This window comes from Streptomyces sp. NPDC090741 (assembly GCF_044769045.1).
GTDB lineage: Bacteria > Actinomycetota > Actinomycetes > Streptomycetales > Streptomycetaceae > Streptomyces.
Map to the genome: position 1 here is coordinate 317,827 of NZ_JBIVXF010000004.1, position 17,387 is coordinate 335,213.

Below are 17,387 nucleotides of genomic sequence, written 5' to 3' on the forward strand. Positions count from 1 at the left end.
GGCCGCACCTGTGCGGGGTCCGGGGCCGCTGCCCCGGGATACGGAGAAAGGGCGGGGCGGGGAGGCGGCTCCGCGCAGCGGCTACCCGCACCCGCCCCACCACCACCGAACGGGAGTTCAACCCATGACCGACGAAGTCCTGCACCGCATCGAGAGCGGCGTCTCGTGGATCACCCTCAACCGGCCGGAGGCCATGAACGCCGTCACCTGGGACCAGCGCGAGCGGGTCATCGGGCTGCTCGGCGAGGCATCCGCCGACCCCGACGTGCGGGCCGTCGTCGTCACCGCCACCGGCAAGGGCTTCTGCGCGGGCGCAGACCTCCGCGGCTCACCCTCAACGGGCGGCGCCGGCGGCGAGCGCATCGCCGGCGACGTCGTCCGCATGATCCGGCTCGGCGCGCAGCGCCTGATCACCGCCGTGCTCGACTGCGAGAAGCCGGTCCTCGCCGCCGTCAACGGCACGGCCGCCGGCATCGGCGCCCACCTCGCCCTCGCCTGCGACCTCGTCATCGCCGCCGAATCGGCCCGCTTCATCGAGGTGTTCGTACGCCGCGGCCTGGTCCCCGACGGCGGCGGCGCGTACCTGCTCCCGCGCCTCGTCGGCCCGCAGAAGGCCAAGGAGCTGATGTTCTTCGGCGACGCCGTCCCGGCGGCCGAGGCCGAGCGGCTCGGCCTGGTCAACCGGGTGGTCCCGGGCGAGGAGTTGGAGGCCGCCGCCCGGGAGTGGGCGGAGCGTCTCGCGCAGGGCCCGACCCGCGCCCTCGCCCTGACCAAGCAGCTGGTCAACGCCTCCCTGGACGGTGGCCGGGCGGCCGCGCTGGCCGCCGAGGCCACCGCTCAGGAGATCAACATGACCACCGCCGACGCGAACGAGGGCGTGGCGAGCTTCGTGGAGCGCCGCTCGCCCAAGTACCTCGGACGGTAGCCGTCGACCGGCGGCTCACATCCGGGGGTTCGGCTTCAGCAGGGCGAACACGGCGCCGGACGGGTCCGCCGCCCACGCGATCCGGCCGACGTCGGGCACGTCCGCCGCGGGCATGAGCACCGACCCGCCGTTCCCGCTCGCCGCGGAGACGGTGGCGTCGACGTCCGCGACGTTGAAGTACGGCACCCAGCGCGGCTTCTCGGCCCCTTCGCCGCCCGCGCCGTCGCCCATGGGCGCGATCCCGCCGAACGAGGTCTGCTGCTGGTCGCCGTCCTTCAGGCTCAGCACGCGGTACGTCATCCCGGGCGCCTCCATGTCCTGGCTGCGCCAGCCGAAGACGCCGTTGTAGAAGGTGACGGCCGCGGCCGGGTCGGGTACGTGCAGCTCCGCCCACACCAGGGTGTTCTCCTCGGAGACCAGCCCCAGCCCGGCGGTCTTCCCGGGCTGCCAGAGCGCGAACTCGGCGCCCTGCGGGTCGGTGGCCTGCGCGAGCCAGCCCTCGCCCATGACGTCCATGGGCTCCATGCGGATCTTCCCGCCGCCGGACCGCACGGCCGAGACGGTGGCCTGGATGTCCTCGGCCTTGAAGTGGATCATCCAGGCGGAACGCGCGCCCTCCTCGGTGAGCGGCCCGAGCGCGGCGACGGTCTTCCCGTCCACGTGGAAGAACCCGTACCCGCCGGCGTCGGGCCCGGCGGAGACGAACTGCCAGCCGAAGACGGCGCCGTAGAACGCGGCGGCGCCGTCGGTGTCGGGGCTGCCGAGGTCGAGCCAGACGGGCGATCCGATACGGAAGTCGGTGCCGAGCATGGGAGTCCTCCTGGGGGACGGGTGGATCGGGCCGGGGGCCACGATGCCGACCTCCCTCGGGGCTGTCCGCCGTACGGGTCCCGGCGGGGCGATGGATTCACCCGTACGGGCGAACAGTGCGACCCCGGCCCGGCCCGCCCGGCCCCGCACCACCCGGCCCGCGCTACACGCGGTGCAGGGTGACGGCGTAGCGGGGGTGGAGGTCGTCCGGATCGCCGATGCCGCAGAACGGCTCCGGCCGTTCGGCCGTGCCGGCCACCACCTCACCGTTCTCGCTCAGCCGCAGCTTTCGCGCGCCCCCGTCGCCGATCCGCTGCCCCACGTACCGGTCCCGCTCCAGCCGGGGCGGCTCGTACGCGGTGAACCCGGTCCGCTCCTGGAGGAACGCGCCGACCCCGCAGACGAGCAGGGCGATCACGGCGGTCCAGGGCACCGCCCACCACGGGCTGCCCAGGGGCCGCGTCAGCGCCATCGCCGGCAGTTGAACACGTTCAATCGATGGGGACGACACACCCTTCCCATTTCCGAGTCACCCGCCCGCACCCCTTCCCATCTGACGGACCGTCAGCTTCAATCGTTGACGTGATGGGACACGCAGGGATGGCGGCCACCGTCGTCCGATACCTCAGGTCAGTCGGCTCCCCCACCTCCGCCCCGCCGGAGCAGGACCCGGACGCCGGCCACGTCGACGCGCTGCCGCGCCCCGATCTGCGGGCCGTCGGCGACGACGAGCGTGCACCCGTCGGCCCCGCCGAGTTCCGGGCCGTGCTCGGGCACTTCGCCAGCGGGGTCACCGTCATCACCGCCCCGGCCGGGGCGGGCGAGGACGGCCCGGCCGGATTCGCCTGCCAGTCCTTCGCCTCGCTGTCGCTCGACCCGCCGCTGGTGACGTTCATGGTGGCCCGTACGTCGACCACCTGGCCGCGGATCGCCCGCGCCGGGGTGTTCTGCGTCAACATCCTGGGCGCCGAGCAGGGCGGGCTGTGCCGGGCCTTCGCCGTCAGCGGCGCCGACAAGTTCGCCGGGGTCGCGCACACCCCCGCCCCCGTGACGGGGTCACCGCAGCTCGACGCCGTGCCCGCCTGGATCGACTGCCGCATCCACGCCGTGCACACCGGCGGGGACCACCTGATCGTGGTCGGCCGGGTAGAGGCCATGGGCGCCGCCGGGGAGGACGGCCCGCTCCTCTTCCACAAGGGCCGCTTCGGCCGCCTCGCCGACTGAACCGGCCGGCGGCCGAACCCTGCCTCAGCGACCGGCCCGGCGCCCCAGCAGCCGGGACTGCTCGGCCTTCAGCCGGGCGAACCGCTCCCGCGTGTACTCCCGCATCTCGCGGCCGGGGAACGGTTGGTCTCCATCAGCGCGAAGAGCGGCCCGTAGAACTCGCTCAACTGCTGGTTCACCCGGGCCAGTCGGGCCTGCCGCTGCGCGAGGCGCAGCCCGTTGGCATAGGTGGCGAGGTAGCCGAGGAAAGCCAGCCCGACGGTCACGATCAGAGTGGACATGAGGGGTCGCGGCCGCACGGTCCTACGGCCGTGCGGCCGGGCAAAGGAGGTCGGGCAGAGGAGGTCGGGGCGGCTCAGAACGTGAGCACTCCACGCGCCACCCGGCCGTGCTGGGCGTCGTCCACGGCCTTCGCGAAGTCCTCGATCGGGTAGGTCTCCGTGACGAGTTCGTCGAGCAGCAGCTTGCCCTGCCGGTAGAGCTCCGCGTACAGGGCGATGTCCCGTTGCGGGCGGGAGGAGCCGTACCGGCAGCCCATGATGGTCTTGTCCAGGTACATGGACGAGACCATGAACGACGCCTCCTCCTTGAACCCCGGGACCCCGAGCAGGATCGCCTGCCCGTGCCGGTCCAGCAGGTCGATGGCCTGGCGGATCAGCTTGACGTTGCCCACGCACTCGAAGGCGTGGTCCGCGCCCGTCGGGAGGATCTCGCGCACCGCCGCCGAGGAGTCGGGGACGGCCGACGCGTCGATGAAGTGCGTGGCCCCGAACTGCCGGGCCACGGCCTCCTTCGCCGGGTTCGCGTCCACCGCCACGATGGTGCCCGCGCCCGCGATCCGCGCGCCCTGGATCACGTTCAGCCCGATGCCGCCCGTGCCGATGACGACCACCGACTCGCCGTGGTCGACCCGCGCCCGGTTCAGTACGGCCCCCACGCCGGTCAGGACACCGCAGCCGATGAGCGCCGCCGACGTCAGCGGGATGTCGTCCGGGATCTTCACCGCCTGGACGGCCTTGACGATGGTCCGCTCGGCGAAGGCCGAGTTGGACGCGAACTGGAACAGCGGTTTCCCGCCCCGCGAGAACGGCTGCCCCGGCATCCCGATCGCCTTGCGGCACATGGTCGGCCGGCCCCGGTCGCAGTCCGCGCAGGCCCCGCAGTTCGCGAGGGTGGACAGGGAGACGTGATCGCCCGGCGCCACATGCGTCACACCCGACCCGACCGCCTCCACCACGCCCGCGCCCTCGTGCCCCAGGACCACCGGCGGCGGGAACGGTATCGTCCCGTCGATCACCGACAGGTCGCTGTGGCACAGCCCGGCCGCCGTGATCGCGACCAGCACCTCCCCCGGCCCCGGATCGCGGATCTCCAGATCCTCGACCACCTGGGCCTGCTTGCCGTCGAACACGACGCCTCTCACCTGGACTCCTTAGGCAGGCCGAGCACGCGCTCGGCGATGATGTTCCGCTGGATCTCGTCCGAGCCGCCGTAGATCGTGTCGGCGCGGGTGAACAGGAACAGGCGCTGCTCCTCGTCGAGTCCGAGTTCGTACGGGGTCCCGGGCTCCCAGTCCGCCGGCCCGGCCGAGGCCCCGGCTCCGCGGACCGCCACCGCCAGCTCGCCGAGCCGGCGGTGCCAGCCGCCCCACAGCAGCTTGGCCACGCTCGGCGCGCCCGGGTCGTCGGTGGAGCCGAGGGTCCGCAGGGCGTTCCAGCGCATCGTGCGCAGCTCGGCCCACTGCCGTACGAGGCGCTCGCGCAGTACGGGATCCCCGGCGCCCGAAGCCCCGCGCGCGCCTCCCGAGGAGACGTACGCCCCCACCACCCGCTCCAGCTCCGCCGCGAACCCGATCTGCTGGACGAGCGTCGAGACCCCGCGTTCCAGGGCGAGCAGCCCCATGGCCACGGTCCAGCCGTTGCCCTCCCCGCCGACGACCTCCGCCGCCACCGCCCCGTCGAAGAACACCTCGTTGAACTCGCTCGTCCCCGACATCTGGCGGATCGGCCGGACCTCGACCCGCCCCGGCTGGTCCATCCGTACGAGCAGGAACGACAGCCCGCGGTGGCGCCGCGAGCCGGGCTCGGTCCGGGCCAGGACGAAGCACCAGTCGGCGTCCTGGGCCAGCGAGGTCCAGACCTTCTGCCCGGTGACCCGCAGCAGACCGCCCGCGGCGCCCCGTACCGCCGTCGTACGGATCCCCGCGAGGTCCGAGCCGGCTCCCGGCTCGCTGTACCCCTGGCACCACAGCTCCTCGCCGCGCGCGATGCCCGGCAGGAAGCGGTCCCGCTGCTCCTGGGTCCCGTACGCGATCAGGGTCGGCGCGAGGAGGTTCTCGCCGATGTGGCCGACCCGGCCGGGGGCGCGCAGCGCCGCGTACTCCTCGGCCCAGACGACCTGGCCGGTCAGCGAGAGCCGCTGCTGCCCGTACGCCCCGGACGGCAGCTCCCAGCCCTGGCCGATCCAGCCACCCCGGCCCAGCTCGCGCTCCCACGCGCGGCGGGCTTCGACCCCCTCGTGCTCACTGCCCGGCCCGCCGAGGCCGAGGGCGTCCGCGTACGGACCCACCAGGTGCCCGGTGAGCCATGCGCGGGCGCGGGCGCGCAGCTCCTCGTCCCCGGCCCCGAAGCTGAAGTCCATGTCGTCCGGGCTCCCTACGCGTTGGGGCGGTCCTTGGCGGCCGCCGCCTTGGCCATGGCCTCCAGCTGCGCGAGCATCGGCATCGGGTCGGTGCCCACCGTCCCGGGCAGGAAGTCGGCGATCTTCTCGGGGGTCCAGGACCCCTCGGCGTAGCCGGCGCGCAGCTCGCGCGGCTGCGCCCAGACTGCGATCTTCGGGCCGGCGATCGTGTAGACCTGCCCGGTGATCTTCTCGCCGCCGACGGCGACGGCCTTGTCGGAGAGCAGGTAGGTGACGAGCGCCGCGACGTCCTCGGGCTCGCCGATCTCCTTGAGCTCCATGGGCACGTTGGCCGACATCCGGGTACGGGCGACGGGTGCGACGGCGTTGGCGGTGACCCCGTACTTGGCCAGCCCGAGCGCGGCGGAGCGGACGAGGGAGATGATCCCGCCCTTGGCGGCGCTGTAGTTGGCCTGGGCGACGGAGCCCTGGTGGTTGCCGCTGGTGAAGCCGATGAGGGTGCCGGAGCCCTGGCGGCGCATGACGGCGGAGGCGGCGCGGAAGACGGTGAAGGTGCCCTTGAGGTGGGTGGCGACGACCGGGTCCCATTCCTCCTCGGACATGTTGAACAGCATCCGCTCGCGCAGGATGCCGGCGACGCACACGACGCCGTCGATACGGCCGTACCGGGCGAGGGCGGTGTCGACGATGCGCTGGCCGCCCGCCATGGTCGAGATGTCGTCGGCGACGGCGACGGCCTCGCCGCCGGCGGCCTGGATCTCCTTCACCACGCCGTCGGCGATCTCGCTCGTCGGCTCCCCGCCCTCGATGCCGACGCCGTAGTCGTTGACGACGACCTTGGCGCCCTCGGCGGCCGCCGCGAGTGCCACGGCCCGCCCGATGCCCCGGCCCGCGCCGGTGACGGCCACGACCTTGCCGGCCAAGAAGTTCCCCACGCCCGACCCCTTCCCGCGCTTTCTGACGGTCCGTTAGATTCTATGACCAGTCAGATGCCAAGGCACAAGCCCTAGTCGGCCTCAGTTGCCCCAGCGCACCCCAGGAGCTGATGGAAGCCATGACCCTGCCCGCCGAGTTCCACGACATCGCCAAGCGCATCAACAACTGGGGGCGCTGGGGCGCCGACGACGAGATCGGCACCCTGAACCTGATCACGGCGGAGGTGGTGCGGGCGGCTGCCGCCGAGGTCCGCACCGGTCTGCGCATCCCCCTTGCGCTCCCCCTGAAGGAGGACGGGGTGCAGGCGGGGCTGATCCCCGGGCGGGTCAACCCGCTGCACACGATGGTGCAGATCAACCAGGAGCTCTTCGGGCCGGGCACGGTGGCGTGCAGCGACGACGCCGTGACGATGGGCCTCCAGTCGGCCACCCACTGGGACGCCCTGACGCACGTCTCGCACTCGGGCCGCATCTACAACGGCCGTCCCGCGTCCACGATCACCGCACACGCGCGCGCCGAGTTCAGCGGCATCGACAAGGCCACCCCCATCGTCTCGCGGGGGGTCCTGCTGGACGTGGCCCGCGCGAAGGGCCTGGACCGGCTGCCGGGGAGCCACCCGGTGACCCCCGAGGACCTGGCGGAGGCGGAGGAGTTCGGCGGGGTCACCGTCCGGGCGGGCGACATCGTCCTGGTCCGCACCGGCCAGATCCAGGTCTACCTGGCGGGGGACAAGCACGGCTACGGCTTCCCCTCACCCGGGCTGTCCGTCCGTACGCCGGAGTGGTTCCACGCGCGGGACGTGGCGGCCGTCGCCAATGACACCCTGACCTTCGAGATCTTCCCGCCGGAGATCGAGAACCTGTGGCTGCCGGTGCACGCGCTGGACCTGGTGGAGATGGGCATGCACCAGGGCCAGAACTGGAACCTCGAAAGGTTGTCCACAGCCTGTGCAGAAGAGAACCGTTACAGCTTCCTGCTGTCGGCCATGGCGGAGCCCTTCGTCGGCGGCGTGGGCACCCCGGTCGCCCCGGTGGCCGTCCTCTGAGCGCATTCAGCCGTACAGCCCGATTCGGCCGCCGGGCGCGGGGTAGGGAGGGGCCGTCCAACCCCTCGTCGCCAGCCCCGGAGGCCTCCGTGCCCGAAATGAACGGTCCCTACATGTCCGGCACCCCCTGCTGGATCGACCTGATGGTCCCCGACCAGCAGGCCGCCCTCGACTTCTACCGCGACCTCTTCGGCTGGCAGGGCGAGGTCGGCCCGGCGGAGACCGGCGGCTACTCCGTCTGCACCCTCAAGGGCAAGCCGGTGGCCGGGATCATGCGCGCCTCCAACCCGGACGGGACGGTGCCGGACCCGATGCCGCCGACCGTGTGGACCACGTACCTGGCCACAGACGGCATCGACTCCACCCTCAAGTCGGTCACCGACGCGGGCGGCAGCGTGATGATGGGCCCGATGGACGTCATGGACCTCGGGCGGATGGCCGTCATCACCGACCCGACCGGCGCCGCCGTCGGCCTCTGGCAGTACGGCACCTTCGCGGGGGCGGGCATCGTCAACGAGCACGGCGCGCTGATCTGGAACGAGCTGAGCACCGGCGACACCGACGCCGCCGCCGCGTTCTACTCCGCCGTGCTGCCGATCAGCACGGAGAAGTCGCAGATGCCGGGCGCCGAGGGGTACACGGAGTTCAAGGTCGGCGGTCGCGCGGTCGGCGGGATGATGGACCTCGCCGCGCTGCCGGCCGAGGTTCCGCCGCACTGGCTGCCGTACTTCCACGTCGATGACGTGGACAGCATCCAGGCGGCCCTGGTCCGGGCCGGCGGCAGCGTCAAGGCCCCTGCGTTCGACATGGCGGCCGGCCGGATGGCGGTCCTCGCCGACCCCCAGGGCGGCACCTTCGCCGTGATCACCGCAACCGCACCGGAACGCCCCGAATAGACACACCCACCGTTGCCCCGGCCCCCCGCCGGCCGGGGCAACGGACCCGCCCCGGACCCGAACCCGGGTCCGGGGCGCCTACAGGTAGGGCAGGACGAAGTCGTAGCCGGCCATGCGGTGGCCGTCGCCGGTGGGGCAGTGGCCGGCGCTGGGCGCGCCGTACCAGAACATCACGAAGCACTTGTCGCAGAACCGCCAGTTGCGCTGGGTGTTCGCGGTCTCGGGTACGTCGGGGGGGGCGCACCCGGCGCCCCTCGGGCTCCGCCCGAGCCCGCGTGCGCCCGACCGGAGCCGGGGCCCGGCCGGGACTCAGCGGTAGCGGGCGGCGGCTGCCGCGAAGGCGGGGGCCTCGGCGGGGGTCTGGGCCACTACGGCGACCCAGGAGAGGTCGGCGAACTCGATGTGCATACGGCCCTTCTGGTGCAGGCCCGTCGCGTTCGCGCGGACGACCGTGACCGCCGACCGCGGGACCTCCCAGAACTGCTTCATCGTGGGCGTCGACTGCCACAGCGGCGAGACGTCCGTCAGGCCGAACCAGCGCCGGTCCGTCACGACGAGGACGTCCGTCGCCGAGCCCCGCGCGTTGGCCCGGCCGATCAGGAACCGGCCGGCCGCGCTCTGCCAGCCACCCTCCATCCCCGTGCCATCCGCCGGGTCCGGGCGCCGGTCGGCCGCCGCCGGGGCGTCCCGGCGTTCGTCGTGCGCGCGGGCCTTGAAGAACTGCTGGAGGGGGCGCGGGAGCTTCTCCTCGATCCGCCGGCCGAGCGCCGCCGGCTCCGGCGGCGCGAGCAGGTCCTCCGGCGGGCTCGGCACGCCCGGACCCGGTTCGCAGGCACATACGGCGATCAACTGCTCGTCGGGCTGCAGGAAGTCCTCGGCCTGGCGGCGCCTGTCCTGGTTCAACGCGCTTGCTCCTACTGCTCAGTAACGTCGAGTGCGTCCCCAATTGTCCTCGAAGCGGAATGCCGCGTTACCACCGGCCCCCACACCCCCCTGCGGGATGCATCCCGCAGGCCGATGTCCGTACCCGGGACGGCCGTTAGGGTCGCGGCATGGACATCTCATCAGGGCAGGTGGGCGGGGGTCGGCCGGCCTTTCGGTGGCGGGTCGCGGCCCTTTGGACGGGCGCCGCGCTCGGCACCCTCGTACTGTGGAACCTCGCGTTCCGCGTCCCCCTCGGCGTCGGGGACCGGATCTTCGAAGTGGGGCCGCTCCTCGCGATCGTCTTCGCGCTGACCGGCGCCCTCCTGGTGCGGCGGGCGCCGCTCACCACCCTCGCCCTGATGCTCCTCGGCACGTACCTGGTGCTCTTCCTCGGCCAGAGCCCCGAGCTCACCCTCGTCACGGTGCTGCCCGCCGCGGTGGCGCTCGGCGCGGTCGCGGCCACCCGCTCGCGCCGGGTGACCCTGTCGGCCGTGAGCATCACCGTCCTGCTGCTGCTCACCGCCCAGTTCGCTCTGCCCGCGGGGACCGGCTCCGCCCGCGTCCTCACCCAGAGCCAGCTGCCGATCGTCGTCCTCGCCTGGCTGATGGGCGACTCCGTACGGCGCGGCCGCGAGGCCGCCGCGCAGGCGCAGGCCCGGGCCACCGAACAGGCCCTGACCGACGAGCGGCTGCGCATCGCCCGCGAGTTGCACGACATGGTCGCCCACAGCATCGGCGTCATCGCCATCCAGGCCGGTGTCGGCAGCCGGGTCATCGAGACGCAGCCCGCACAGGCCCGCGAGGCGCTCCGGGCCATCGAGGCCACCAGCCGCGAGACCCTCGCGGGGCTGCGCCGCACGCTGGTCGCCCTGCGCCGCAGCGAGCCCGCGTCACTGGAGCCCGCGTCGCTGGCGCCCGCGCCGGGCCTGGACGGCGTCGACCGGCTCGCCGCGGCCACCGCGGGCGATACGGGCGTACGGGTGGACGTGGTGTGGTCGGGGGAGCGACGGCCGCTGCCCGGCGACATCGAGCTGGCCGCGTTCCGCATCGTGCAGGAGGCGCTGACCAACGTGGTCCGGCACGCGCGCGCCGACGGCTGCCGGGTGGAGATCGCGTACGGACGGGACGAACTGGCCCTGGAGATCACCGACGACGGGTGCGGCCTCCCGGAAGGCGCCGCGCCCGGCCCCGGGTTCGGCCTCACGGGCATGCGGGAGCGCATCGCCCTGCTGAACGGCCGCTTCGAGACCGGAGCCCGCGACGGCGGAGGCTTCCGCGTCACGGCGGCCCTCCCCCTGGCACAGCCGGAGCAACCCGCACCGCAGGAACGGAAGGAGAAGGAATGAGCGGCATCCGCGTCCTGCTCGCCGACGACCAGCCCCTGGTCCGCTCGGGGCTGCGCGTCCTGATGGCCGACACCCCGGACCTGGAGGTGGTGGGCGAGGCCGCGAACGGCGCCGAGGCGGTCCGCATGAGCGCCGAGCTCGCCCCCGACGTGGTGGTGATGGACATACGGATGCCGGAGATGGACGGCATCGAGGCCACCCGCCGGCTCACGGCCGTCGACCCCGCCGGCGCCCGCGTGCTGATCCTGACCACCTTCGACGAGGACGAGCACGTGTACGGGGCGCTGCGCGCCGGTGCCAGCGGTTTCGCCGTGAAGGACATGGCGCTGGACGACATCCTCGCCGCCGTCCGCGTGGTCGCGGCGGGCGACGCCCTCATCGCGCCGGGCGTCACGCGCCGCCTGATAGCCGACTTCGTCGCGGGCCCGGCGCCCGCCCCCGAGCGCGTCCCGGCGATCACGGGCCGGGAGCAGGAGGTGCTGACCCTGGTGGGGCGGGGCCGGTCGAACAGCGAGATCGCGCAGGACCTGTTCATCACGGTGGCGACGACGAAATCGCACGTGGCCCGGCTGCTGACGAAACTGGACGCCCGGGACCGGGTGCAACTGGTGATCAAGGCCTACGAAATGGGCCTGGTCACGCCGCCCCGGTAGGGCCGCACGAGAACCAGCGGGTGGCGGCGTACGGTCGTGCACGCCCCGAGCGCGGCACGGCAAGCCGCCACCCCACGACCCGCACTCGTCAAGGTCTGCCCTTGGCGTCCCCTCGCGACGAATCGCTCAGTACAAGGGTGATCAACAGTTGACGAACCGTCAACACCTCGTTAGAGGTACACGCGCGGTTCCCACGTCGACCGACAGTCCGCGGGCTTGTCGGCGCGGTCGATCTCGCACCAGATCCGTTTGCCCGCACCCTCGCGCTGCCACCCCCAGCGGTCGGCCAGTCCGTCCACCAGCTCCAGCCCGCGCCCGCCCGTGTCGTCCCCGGCGGCCTGCCGGCGGGCCGGGCCGCGGGCGCTGGCGTCGGCGACCTCGACCCGTACGCCCGGCTCCCCGAAGAGCATCCGCAGGACGGCCGGACAGCCGGTGTGCACGACCGCGTTGGTGACCAGCTCGGAGATCAGCAGGATCAGCGTCTCGGCGAGCGGTTCGTCGTCCCCTATGCCCGACCCCGCCAGCCGGGACCGCGCCCAGCGGCGGGCCCGGCCGACCTCGGCGGGGTCCGGTCCTACCTCCAGCTGTACCTGAAGCACCTGCACCGCTCACACCATCCGAACCGGCGGACACTTCGCCTCGCGACAGGATGGGATCACCGAGTGTGATCCCCTTACGAAGCAGCATGGTTGACATACAGTCACCACAACAAGCGCTTCGGGCATATTCCAGCGCGAAGGAGTAGGCGTGGTGCATACTGCGCGTCGCTCGCGCTGCTGGGCCGCTCGCATTCCCGGGAGCGTACCGGAGCAGGCCCTGGAGTCCGGGCCGCAATGAGCCGGGCCAAGGACACAAACCGATATCAACTCTCTGTAATCGGACATGCGTCCCGGGCTGTCCCGACCGTGCCCCGTCGCGCTCCCGTCCCGCCCCGTTTCGTGACAGGGAGCTACGTCGAAGCCGCTGCCGGCCCGGCCGCCGGCCCGGCCGCCGGCCCGGCCGCCAGCTCGGCCGCCAGCAGCTCCTCCGCCTCCCCCGCCGTCCGCCACTGCTCGGCGCGCACCCAGGCCCGCTTGAGGTGCAGGTGCACGTCCGCCTCCCACGTGAACCCCATGCCGCCGTGCACCTGGAGGCAGTCGCGGGCATTGCGTACGGCGGCCTCGTCGGCCAGCAGCTTGGCCCCGGCCACCTCCGCCGGGTCCGCCGTCACCGCCGCCGCGTAGAGCGCCGTACGGGCCACCTCCGCCCGCACCAGCATCTGCGCGCACAGGTGCTTGACCGCCTGGAACGCTCCGATCGGCTGCCCGAACTGCTCGCGCTCGCGCCCGTACCGCACCGCCAGCTCCACCGTGCGCAGTGCGCTGCCGACCTGGAGGGCGGCCGTCAGCAGCGCGCCCTCGTCGCGGTACGCCTCCCCGCCGGCCGCCCGCGAAGCCACCCGGTACAGCGGGGTGAGCGGGTCCGCCGAGGGCACCGGCTCACCCGAAAGGAGCAACGGCGCGGCGAGCACCGCGTCCGCCTCGCCGAGGTGGGCCACCAGCGACCCGCCCAGGTCGAACGCCGTGACCACCGCCCGCCCCTCCGCCGCCCCCGCGACCGTTCCCGCCGCCAGGTGCGTGGCGACCAGCGGCCCCGGCAGCAGCGCCCGGCCCGCCTCCTCGAAGACGAGGACCGCCTCGGGCAGCCCCAGCCCGACCCCGCCCCGCGCCTCCGGGAGCCGCAGCGCGAAGAACCCGGCCTCGCCGAGCTCCCGCCACAGCCCCCGGTCCAGGGCCCCGCCCGCGTCCACCGAGGCCCGCAGCGCCTCGCGCCCGTACCGGCCCGCCAGCAGCTCCCGTACACCGGCCCGCAGGTCGCGCTGCTCGTCCGTCAACCGGAAGTCCACGGCCCTCACCGGCCCTTCGGGAGGCCGAGTATCCGCTCGGCGACGATGTTCCGCTGGATCTGCGAGGTGCCCGCCGCGATCGTGTACGAGAGGGACGAGAGCCGGTCCAGGGCCCATTCCCCGTCCAGCGCGAGGGAGTCGGCGCCCAGCACCTCGGCGACGGTGTCGTACAGCTCCTGGCGCGCGTGCGAGTAGGCGAGCTTGAAGACGGAACCGCCGACGCCCGGCACCCCGCCCGAGGCCTCGGACTCGCTGACGTTCCACTGGGTGAGCCGCCACAGCGCGCCGAACTCCCCGTACAGCCGCCCGAGCCGGCGCCGCAGCACCGGATCGTCCCAGCGGCCGTTCGCCCTCGCGGTGCGCGCGAGCTCGCCCAGGGTGCGGCGGCAGGCCACGACCTCGCCGACGAAGGCCGTCCCCCGCTCGAAGGAGAGGGTGACCATGGTGACGCGCCAGCCGTCGTTCTCCTCCCCGACCCGGTTCGCGACGGGCACCCGGACCTCGTCGAGGAACACCTCCGCGAACTCGGTCGATCCGGCGAGGGTGCGCAGCGGCCGGACGGTGATCCCGGGCGCGTCCATGGGCATGGCCAGCCAGGAGATCCCGCGGTGCTTGGGGGTCTCCGCGCTGATGGGATCCGTCCGTACGAGCAGCTCGCACCAGTCGGCGACCTCCGCGTGCGAGGTCCAGATCTTCGACCCGGTGATCACGTAGTCCTCGCCGTCGCGCACGGCGCGCGTGCGCAGCGCGGCCAGGTCGGAGCCCGCGTCGGGCTCGCTGAACCCCTGGCACCACACCTCGTCCCCGCGCAGTACGGGCGGCAGCCAGCGCGCCCGCTGCGCGGCCGTGCCCTCGGCGGCGATGGTCGGGCCTGCGTGCAGGAGTCCGACGAAGTTGGCGCCGACGTACGGGGCGCCGGCGCGCTCGGTCTCCTCCAGGAAGATCAGGTGCTGGGTAGGGGTGGCCCCGCGCCCGCCCGCGTCCACGGGCCAGTGCAGGCCGGCGTACCCGGCGTCGTACAGCCTGCGCTGCCAGCCGCAGTCGTACGCGCGCCGGCCGGGCCAGTCGTCGGGGGACGGCTTGGCGGGCAGCTCGGGCAGGGTCTTGCCGAGCCACTCGCGCAGCCGGGCCCGGAAGTCCTGCTCCTCCTGCGTGTACGTCAGATCCATCAGATGAGGTCCAGGCCGAGCATGCGGATGGCGTTGCCGCGCATCAGCTTGTGGACGGTCTCCCGGTCGAGGCCCTTCACGTGGTCGAGGGCGACCTCCTTGGTGTGCGGGAACGTCGAGTCCACGTGCGGATAGTCGGTCTCGAAGGTGGCGTTGTCGCGGCCGACGACGTCGAGCGAGGCGATGCCGTGCTTGTCGCGGAAGAAGCAGCAGAACATCTGCCGGTAGTAGTACGTGGACGGCGGCTCGGGGATGAGGTCGCGGACCCCGCCCCAGGCGCGGTGCTCCCGCCAGACGTCGTCGGCGCGTTCGAGGGCGTACGGGATCCAGCCCATCTGGCCCTCGCTGTACGCCAGCTTCAGCGTCGGGAACTTCACCAGCACCCCACTGAACAGGAAGTCCATCATCGAGGCCATGGCGTTGTTGAAGCTGAGCGAGGCCTGGACTGCGGGCGGCGCGTCGGGCGAGGCGGCGGGCATCTGGGAGCTGGACCCGATGTGCATGTTGACGACCGTGCCCGTCTCCTGGCAGACGGCGAAGAAGGGGTCCCAGTAGCCGGAGTGGATGGAGGGCAGCCCCAGGTACGTCGGGATCTCGGAGAAGGTCACGGCGCGCACCCCGCGGGCGGCGTTGCGCCGGATCTCGGCGACGGCGAGGTCGATGTCCCAGAGCGGGATGATGCAGAGCGGGATGAGCCGGCCGCCGCTGTCGCCGCACCACTCCTCGACCATCCAGTCGTTGTACGCGCGCACGCAGGCGAGGGCGACCTCCTTGTCGTGGGCCTCCGCGAAGGTCTGGCCGCAGAAGCGCGGGAAGGTCGGGAAGCAGAGCGAGGCCTCGACGTGGTTGAGGTCCATGTCGGCGAGGCGCGCCTTCGGGTCCCAGCAGCCGCGCCGCATCTCCTCGCGGGTGATGCCCTCCAGGGTCATGTCGTCGCGGTCGAAGCCGACGGCTGCGATGTTGCGCTTGTACGGGAACTTCAGGTCCTCGTAGATCCACCAGTCGGTCGGCGGGCCGTCGGGGTCCATGGAGATCACGTACTTGCCGCCGGTGTACTGGAGCTCGCCGATCCCGGCGGTGAGCGCCTTGGGCCCGCGGTCGCGGTACTTGGCCGGCAGCCAGACGTCGAAGAGGTGCGCGGGTTCGATGACGTGGTCGTCGACGCTGATGATCCGAGGCAGTTCCATGGTTTCCCCTCGCCGCAAGCCGGATGAACGCCCGACTGAATCCGAACGCGAATCTGATGGATCGTCAGAAATGATTTCGCCACCAAGCTAGCTCCGCCACCCCTGGACCGACAAGCGCCGGAGCCCTACGCTCTGCGCTGGATCTGACGGCACGTCAGTTACGGGAGGCTGGGGATGGCGGACACCAAGGACACGGCGATACGGCTGGGCCACTCCCCCACCCTGTGGGAGCTGGTCGCGGCGCGGGCCGCGCTGAGCCCCGGCGCCACCGTGCTGATCGAGGCGGCCGACGACCCCGCCGACGACCGCAAGCTCACCTTCGCCGAGCTCCGCGACCGCTCCGAGCAGGTCGCGGCGGGGCTGTACGAGATGGGCGTACGCCCCGGCACCGTCGTCGCCTGGCAGCTGCCCACCCGGATCGAGACGGTGCTGCTCTGCCTCGCCCTGGCCCGGATCGGGGCCGTCCAGACCCCGGTGATCCCCTTCTACCGGGACCGCGAGGTGGGCTTCGCGCTGCGCGAGTCCAAGGCCGAGTTCTTCGCCGTCCCTGGTCTCCGGCGGGGCTTCGACCACACCGCGATGGCCGAACGCCTCGGCGCGCGCGGCGTCTTCGAGGCCTACGGCTCCCTCCCGGCCGCGGACCCCGCCGTACTCCCCGCACCCCCGTCCGAAGGCACGTCCGTCCGCTGGATCTACTGGACCTCCGGGACCACCTCCGACCCCAAGGGCGTCCTGCACACCGACCGCTCACTGATCGCGGGCGGCTCCTGCCTGGCCCACGCCCTGCGCCTGGGCCCGGCCGACGTCGGCTCGATCGCCTTCCCGTACGCGCACATAGGCGGCCCGGACTACCTGGTGATGCTGCTCCTGTACGGCTTCCCCGCGGTCCTCTTCGAGAAGTTCGCGATGCCGGACGCGCTGGCCGGCTACCGGCGCCACGGGGTCACGGTGGCCGGCGGCTCGACGGCCTTCTACTCGATGTTCCTGACGGAGCAGCGCAAGGACCCGGGGTCCAAGCTCATCCCCACCCTGCGCCTGCTCGCGGGCGGCGGCGCCCCGAAGCCCCCGGAGATCTACCACGCGGTCGTCCGCGAACTGGGCTGCCAGCTGACCCACGGCTACGGCATGACCGAGGTCCCGATGATCACCATGGGCGCCCCGGACGACACCCCGGAGCACCTGGCCGCGACGGAGGGCCGCCCCCCGGCCGGCATGTCGATCCGCATCACGACGCCCGGCGGCGAACCCCTGCCCCTGGACACGGACGGCGAGGTCCGGCTGCGCGGCGAGGCGGTCTGCCGGGGCTACCTGAACCGGGAGGACCGCCCGGCGGAGGTCTTCGACGCCGACGGCTACCTGATCACCGGCGACCTCGGCCACCTGACACCGGACGGCTACCTCGTCCTCACCGGCCGCAGCAAGGACGTGATCATCCGCAAGGGCGAGAACATCTCCGCGAAGGAGATCGAGGATCTCCTGCACCTGCTCCCGGGCATCGGCGACGTGGCCGTGATCGGCCTGCCGGACCCGGAGCGCGGCGAACGCGTCTGCGCGGTCGTGGAACAGCCACCGGGCGCGACCCCCCTGGCCCTCCCCCACCTGACGGCCCACCTCCGCGCCCAGGGCCTGTCCCCCCACAAGCTCCCGGAACAACTGGAACTGGTCGAAGCCCTCCCCCGCAACGAAGCCCTCCGCAAAGTCATGAAGTACAAACTCCGCGAGCGCTTCGCCTAGGGGGTGTCCGGGG

At 72.8% G+C, this 17,387-nt stretch carries 18 protein-coding genes; 7 read left to right on the forward strand and 11 right to left on the reverse strand.

The features are described from left to right. Nucleotides 1-124 precede the first annotated feature (124 nt). Nucleotides 125-925, forward strand: a complete 801-nt coding sequence (locus ACIQU4_RS13575) for an enoyl-CoA hydratase/isomerase family protein (RefSeq protein WP_403729043.1) — start codon at nucleotides 125-127, stop codon at nucleotides 923-925. Between the two features lie 15 nt (nucleotides 926-940). Here the strand turns inward: ACIQU4_RS13575 and ACIQU4_RS13580 are convergent, their stop codons facing one another. Together ACIQU4_RS13580 and ACIQU4_RS13585 are read right to left on the reverse strand one after the other, a co-directional pair. Further along, nucleotides 941-1,735, reverse strand: a complete 795-nt coding sequence (locus ACIQU4_RS13580; RefSeq protein ID WP_403729046.1) for a VOC family protein — start codon at nucleotides 1,733-1,735, stop codon at nucleotides 941-943. Between the two features lie 163 nt (nucleotides 1,736-1,898). After that, nucleotides 1,899-2,207: a hypothetical protein gene (locus tag ACIQU4_RS13585; RefSeq protein WP_403729049.1), complete on the reverse strand. Its 309-nt coding sequence runs from the start codon at nucleotides 2,205-2,207 to the stop codon at nucleotides 1,899-1,901. Nucleotides 2,208-2,335: 128 nt separating this feature from the next. Here ACIQU4_RS13585 and ACIQU4_RS13590 point away from each other — a divergent pair, with 128 nt between their 5' ends. Next, entirely contained in the window at nucleotides 2,336-2,959 is a 624-nt protein-coding gene (locus ACIQU4_RS13590) for a flavin reductase family protein (RefSeq protein ID WP_403729617.1), read from the forward strand. 68 nt (nucleotides 2,960-3,027) lie between these two features. On the opposite strand, the gene ACIQU4_RS13595 is transcribed toward ACIQU4_RS13590, so the two are convergent. The 4 genes from ACIQU4_RS13595 to ACIQU4_RS13610 all read right to left on the reverse strand — a co-directional run bounded on the left by ACIQU4_RS13595 (nucleotide 3,028) and on the right by ACIQU4_RS13610 (nucleotide 6,534). Beyond that, a complete protein-coding gene (locus tag ACIQU4_RS13595) occupies nucleotides 3,028-3,225 on the reverse strand; it encodes a hypothetical protein (protein WP_403729051.1) in 198 nt (65 codons plus the stop codon). Between the two features lie 89 nt (nucleotides 3,226-3,314). Next, entirely contained in the window at nucleotides 3,315-4,382 is a 1,068-nt protein-coding gene (locus tag ACIQU4_RS13600; protein ID WP_403729053.1) for a Zn-dependent alcohol dehydrogenase, read from the reverse strand. Next, entirely contained in the window at nucleotides 4,379-5,599 is a 1,221-nt protein-coding gene (locus ACIQU4_RS13605; RefSeq protein ID WP_403729056.1) for an acyl-CoA dehydrogenase family protein, read from the reverse strand. The genes ACIQU4_RS13600 and ACIQU4_RS13605 overlap by 4 nt, the downstream gene beginning before the upstream one ends. Nucleotides 5,600-5,613: 14 nt before the next feature. Beyond that, nucleotides 5,614-6,534 (reverse strand): SDR family NAD(P)-dependent oxidoreductase, encoded by a 921-nt coding sequence (locus ACIQU4_RS13610; RefSeq protein WP_403729059.1) that lies wholly within the window; start codon nucleotides 6,532-6,534, stop codon nucleotides 5,614-5,616. Between the two features lie 119 nt (nucleotides 6,535-6,653). Between ACIQU4_RS13610 and ACIQU4_RS13615 the strand changes: the two genes are divergently transcribed. After that, complete coding sequence (locus tag ACIQU4_RS13615; RefSeq protein ID WP_403729620.1) at nucleotides 6,654-7,580, forward strand: cyclase family protein; 927 nt, start codon at nucleotides 6,654-6,656, stop codon at nucleotides 7,578-7,580. A gap of 98 nt (nucleotides 7,581-7,678) precedes the next feature. After that, a complete protein-coding gene (locus ACIQU4_RS13620; RefSeq protein ID WP_403729623.1) occupies nucleotides 7,679-8,476 on the forward strand; it encodes a VOC family protein in 798 nt (265 codons plus the stop codon). A 309-nt stretch (nucleotides 8,477-8,785) separates the two neighbouring features. Here the strand turns inward: ACIQU4_RS13620 and ACIQU4_RS13625 are convergent, their stop codons facing one another. Beyond that, on the reverse strand, nucleotides 8,786-9,379 hold the full coding sequence (locus tag ACIQU4_RS13625; protein ID WP_403729061.1) for a hypothetical protein: 594 nt from the start codon (nucleotides 9,377-9,379) through the stop codon (nucleotides 8,786-8,788). Between the two features lie 149 nt (nucleotides 9,380-9,528). Between ACIQU4_RS13625 and ACIQU4_RS13630 the strand changes: the two genes are divergently transcribed. Both ACIQU4_RS13630 and ACIQU4_RS13635 read left to right on the forward strand, forming a co-directional pair. Further along, nucleotides 9,529-10,746 carry a sensor histidine kinase gene (locus ACIQU4_RS13630; protein ID WP_403729064.1) on the forward strand — a complete coding sequence of 406 codons (1,218 nt, stop codon included), beginning with the start codon at nucleotides 9,529-9,531 and terminating at the stop codon, nucleotides 10,744-10,746. Further along, on the forward strand, nucleotides 10,743-11,399 hold the full coding sequence (locus ACIQU4_RS13635) for a response regulator (protein ID WP_403729066.1): 657 nt from the start codon (nucleotides 10,743-10,745) through the stop codon (nucleotides 11,397-11,399). Before ACIQU4_RS13630 ends, ACIQU4_RS13635 begins: the two co-directional genes overlap by 4 nt. A 170-nt stretch (nucleotides 11,400-11,569) precedes the next feature. Here the strand turns inward: ACIQU4_RS13635 and ACIQU4_RS13640 are convergent, their stop codons facing one another. From ACIQU4_RS13640 to ACIQU4_RS13655, 4 genes are all read right to left on the reverse strand, one after another. Next, a complete protein-coding gene (locus ACIQU4_RS13640) occupies nucleotides 11,570-12,004 on the reverse strand; it encodes an ATP-binding protein (protein WP_385590297.1) in 435 nt (144 codons plus the stop codon). Nucleotides 12,005-12,348: 344 nt separating this feature from the next. Further along, nucleotides 12,349-13,284, reverse strand: a complete 936-nt coding sequence (locus ACIQU4_RS13645) for an acyl-CoA dehydrogenase family protein (protein WP_403729069.1) — start codon at nucleotides 13,282-13,284, stop codon at nucleotides 12,349-12,351. A 5-nt stretch (nucleotides 13,285-13,289) separates the two neighbouring features. Then, nucleotides 13,290-14,453, reverse strand: coding sequence for an acyl-CoA dehydrogenase family protein (locus tag ACIQU4_RS13650; RefSeq protein ID WP_403729072.1), 1,164 nt, complete (start codon nucleotides 14,451-14,453; stop codon nucleotides 13,290-13,292). After that, nucleotides 14,453-15,640: an amidohydrolase family protein gene (locus ACIQU4_RS13655; protein ID WP_403729074.1), complete on the reverse strand. Its 1,188-nt coding sequence runs from the start codon at nucleotides 15,638-15,640 to the stop codon at nucleotides 14,453-14,455. The genes ACIQU4_RS13650 and ACIQU4_RS13655 overlap by 1 nt, the downstream gene beginning before the upstream one ends. A gap of 174 nt (nucleotides 15,641-15,814) precedes the next feature. Here ACIQU4_RS13655 and ACIQU4_RS13660 point away from each other — a divergent pair, with 174 nt between their 5' ends. Further along, entirely contained in the window at nucleotides 15,815-17,374 is a 1,560-nt protein-coding gene (locus tag ACIQU4_RS13660) for a class I adenylate-forming enzyme family protein (protein ID WP_403729076.1), read from the forward strand. The last annotated feature ends 13 nt before the right edge of the window (nucleotides 17,375-17,387 follow it).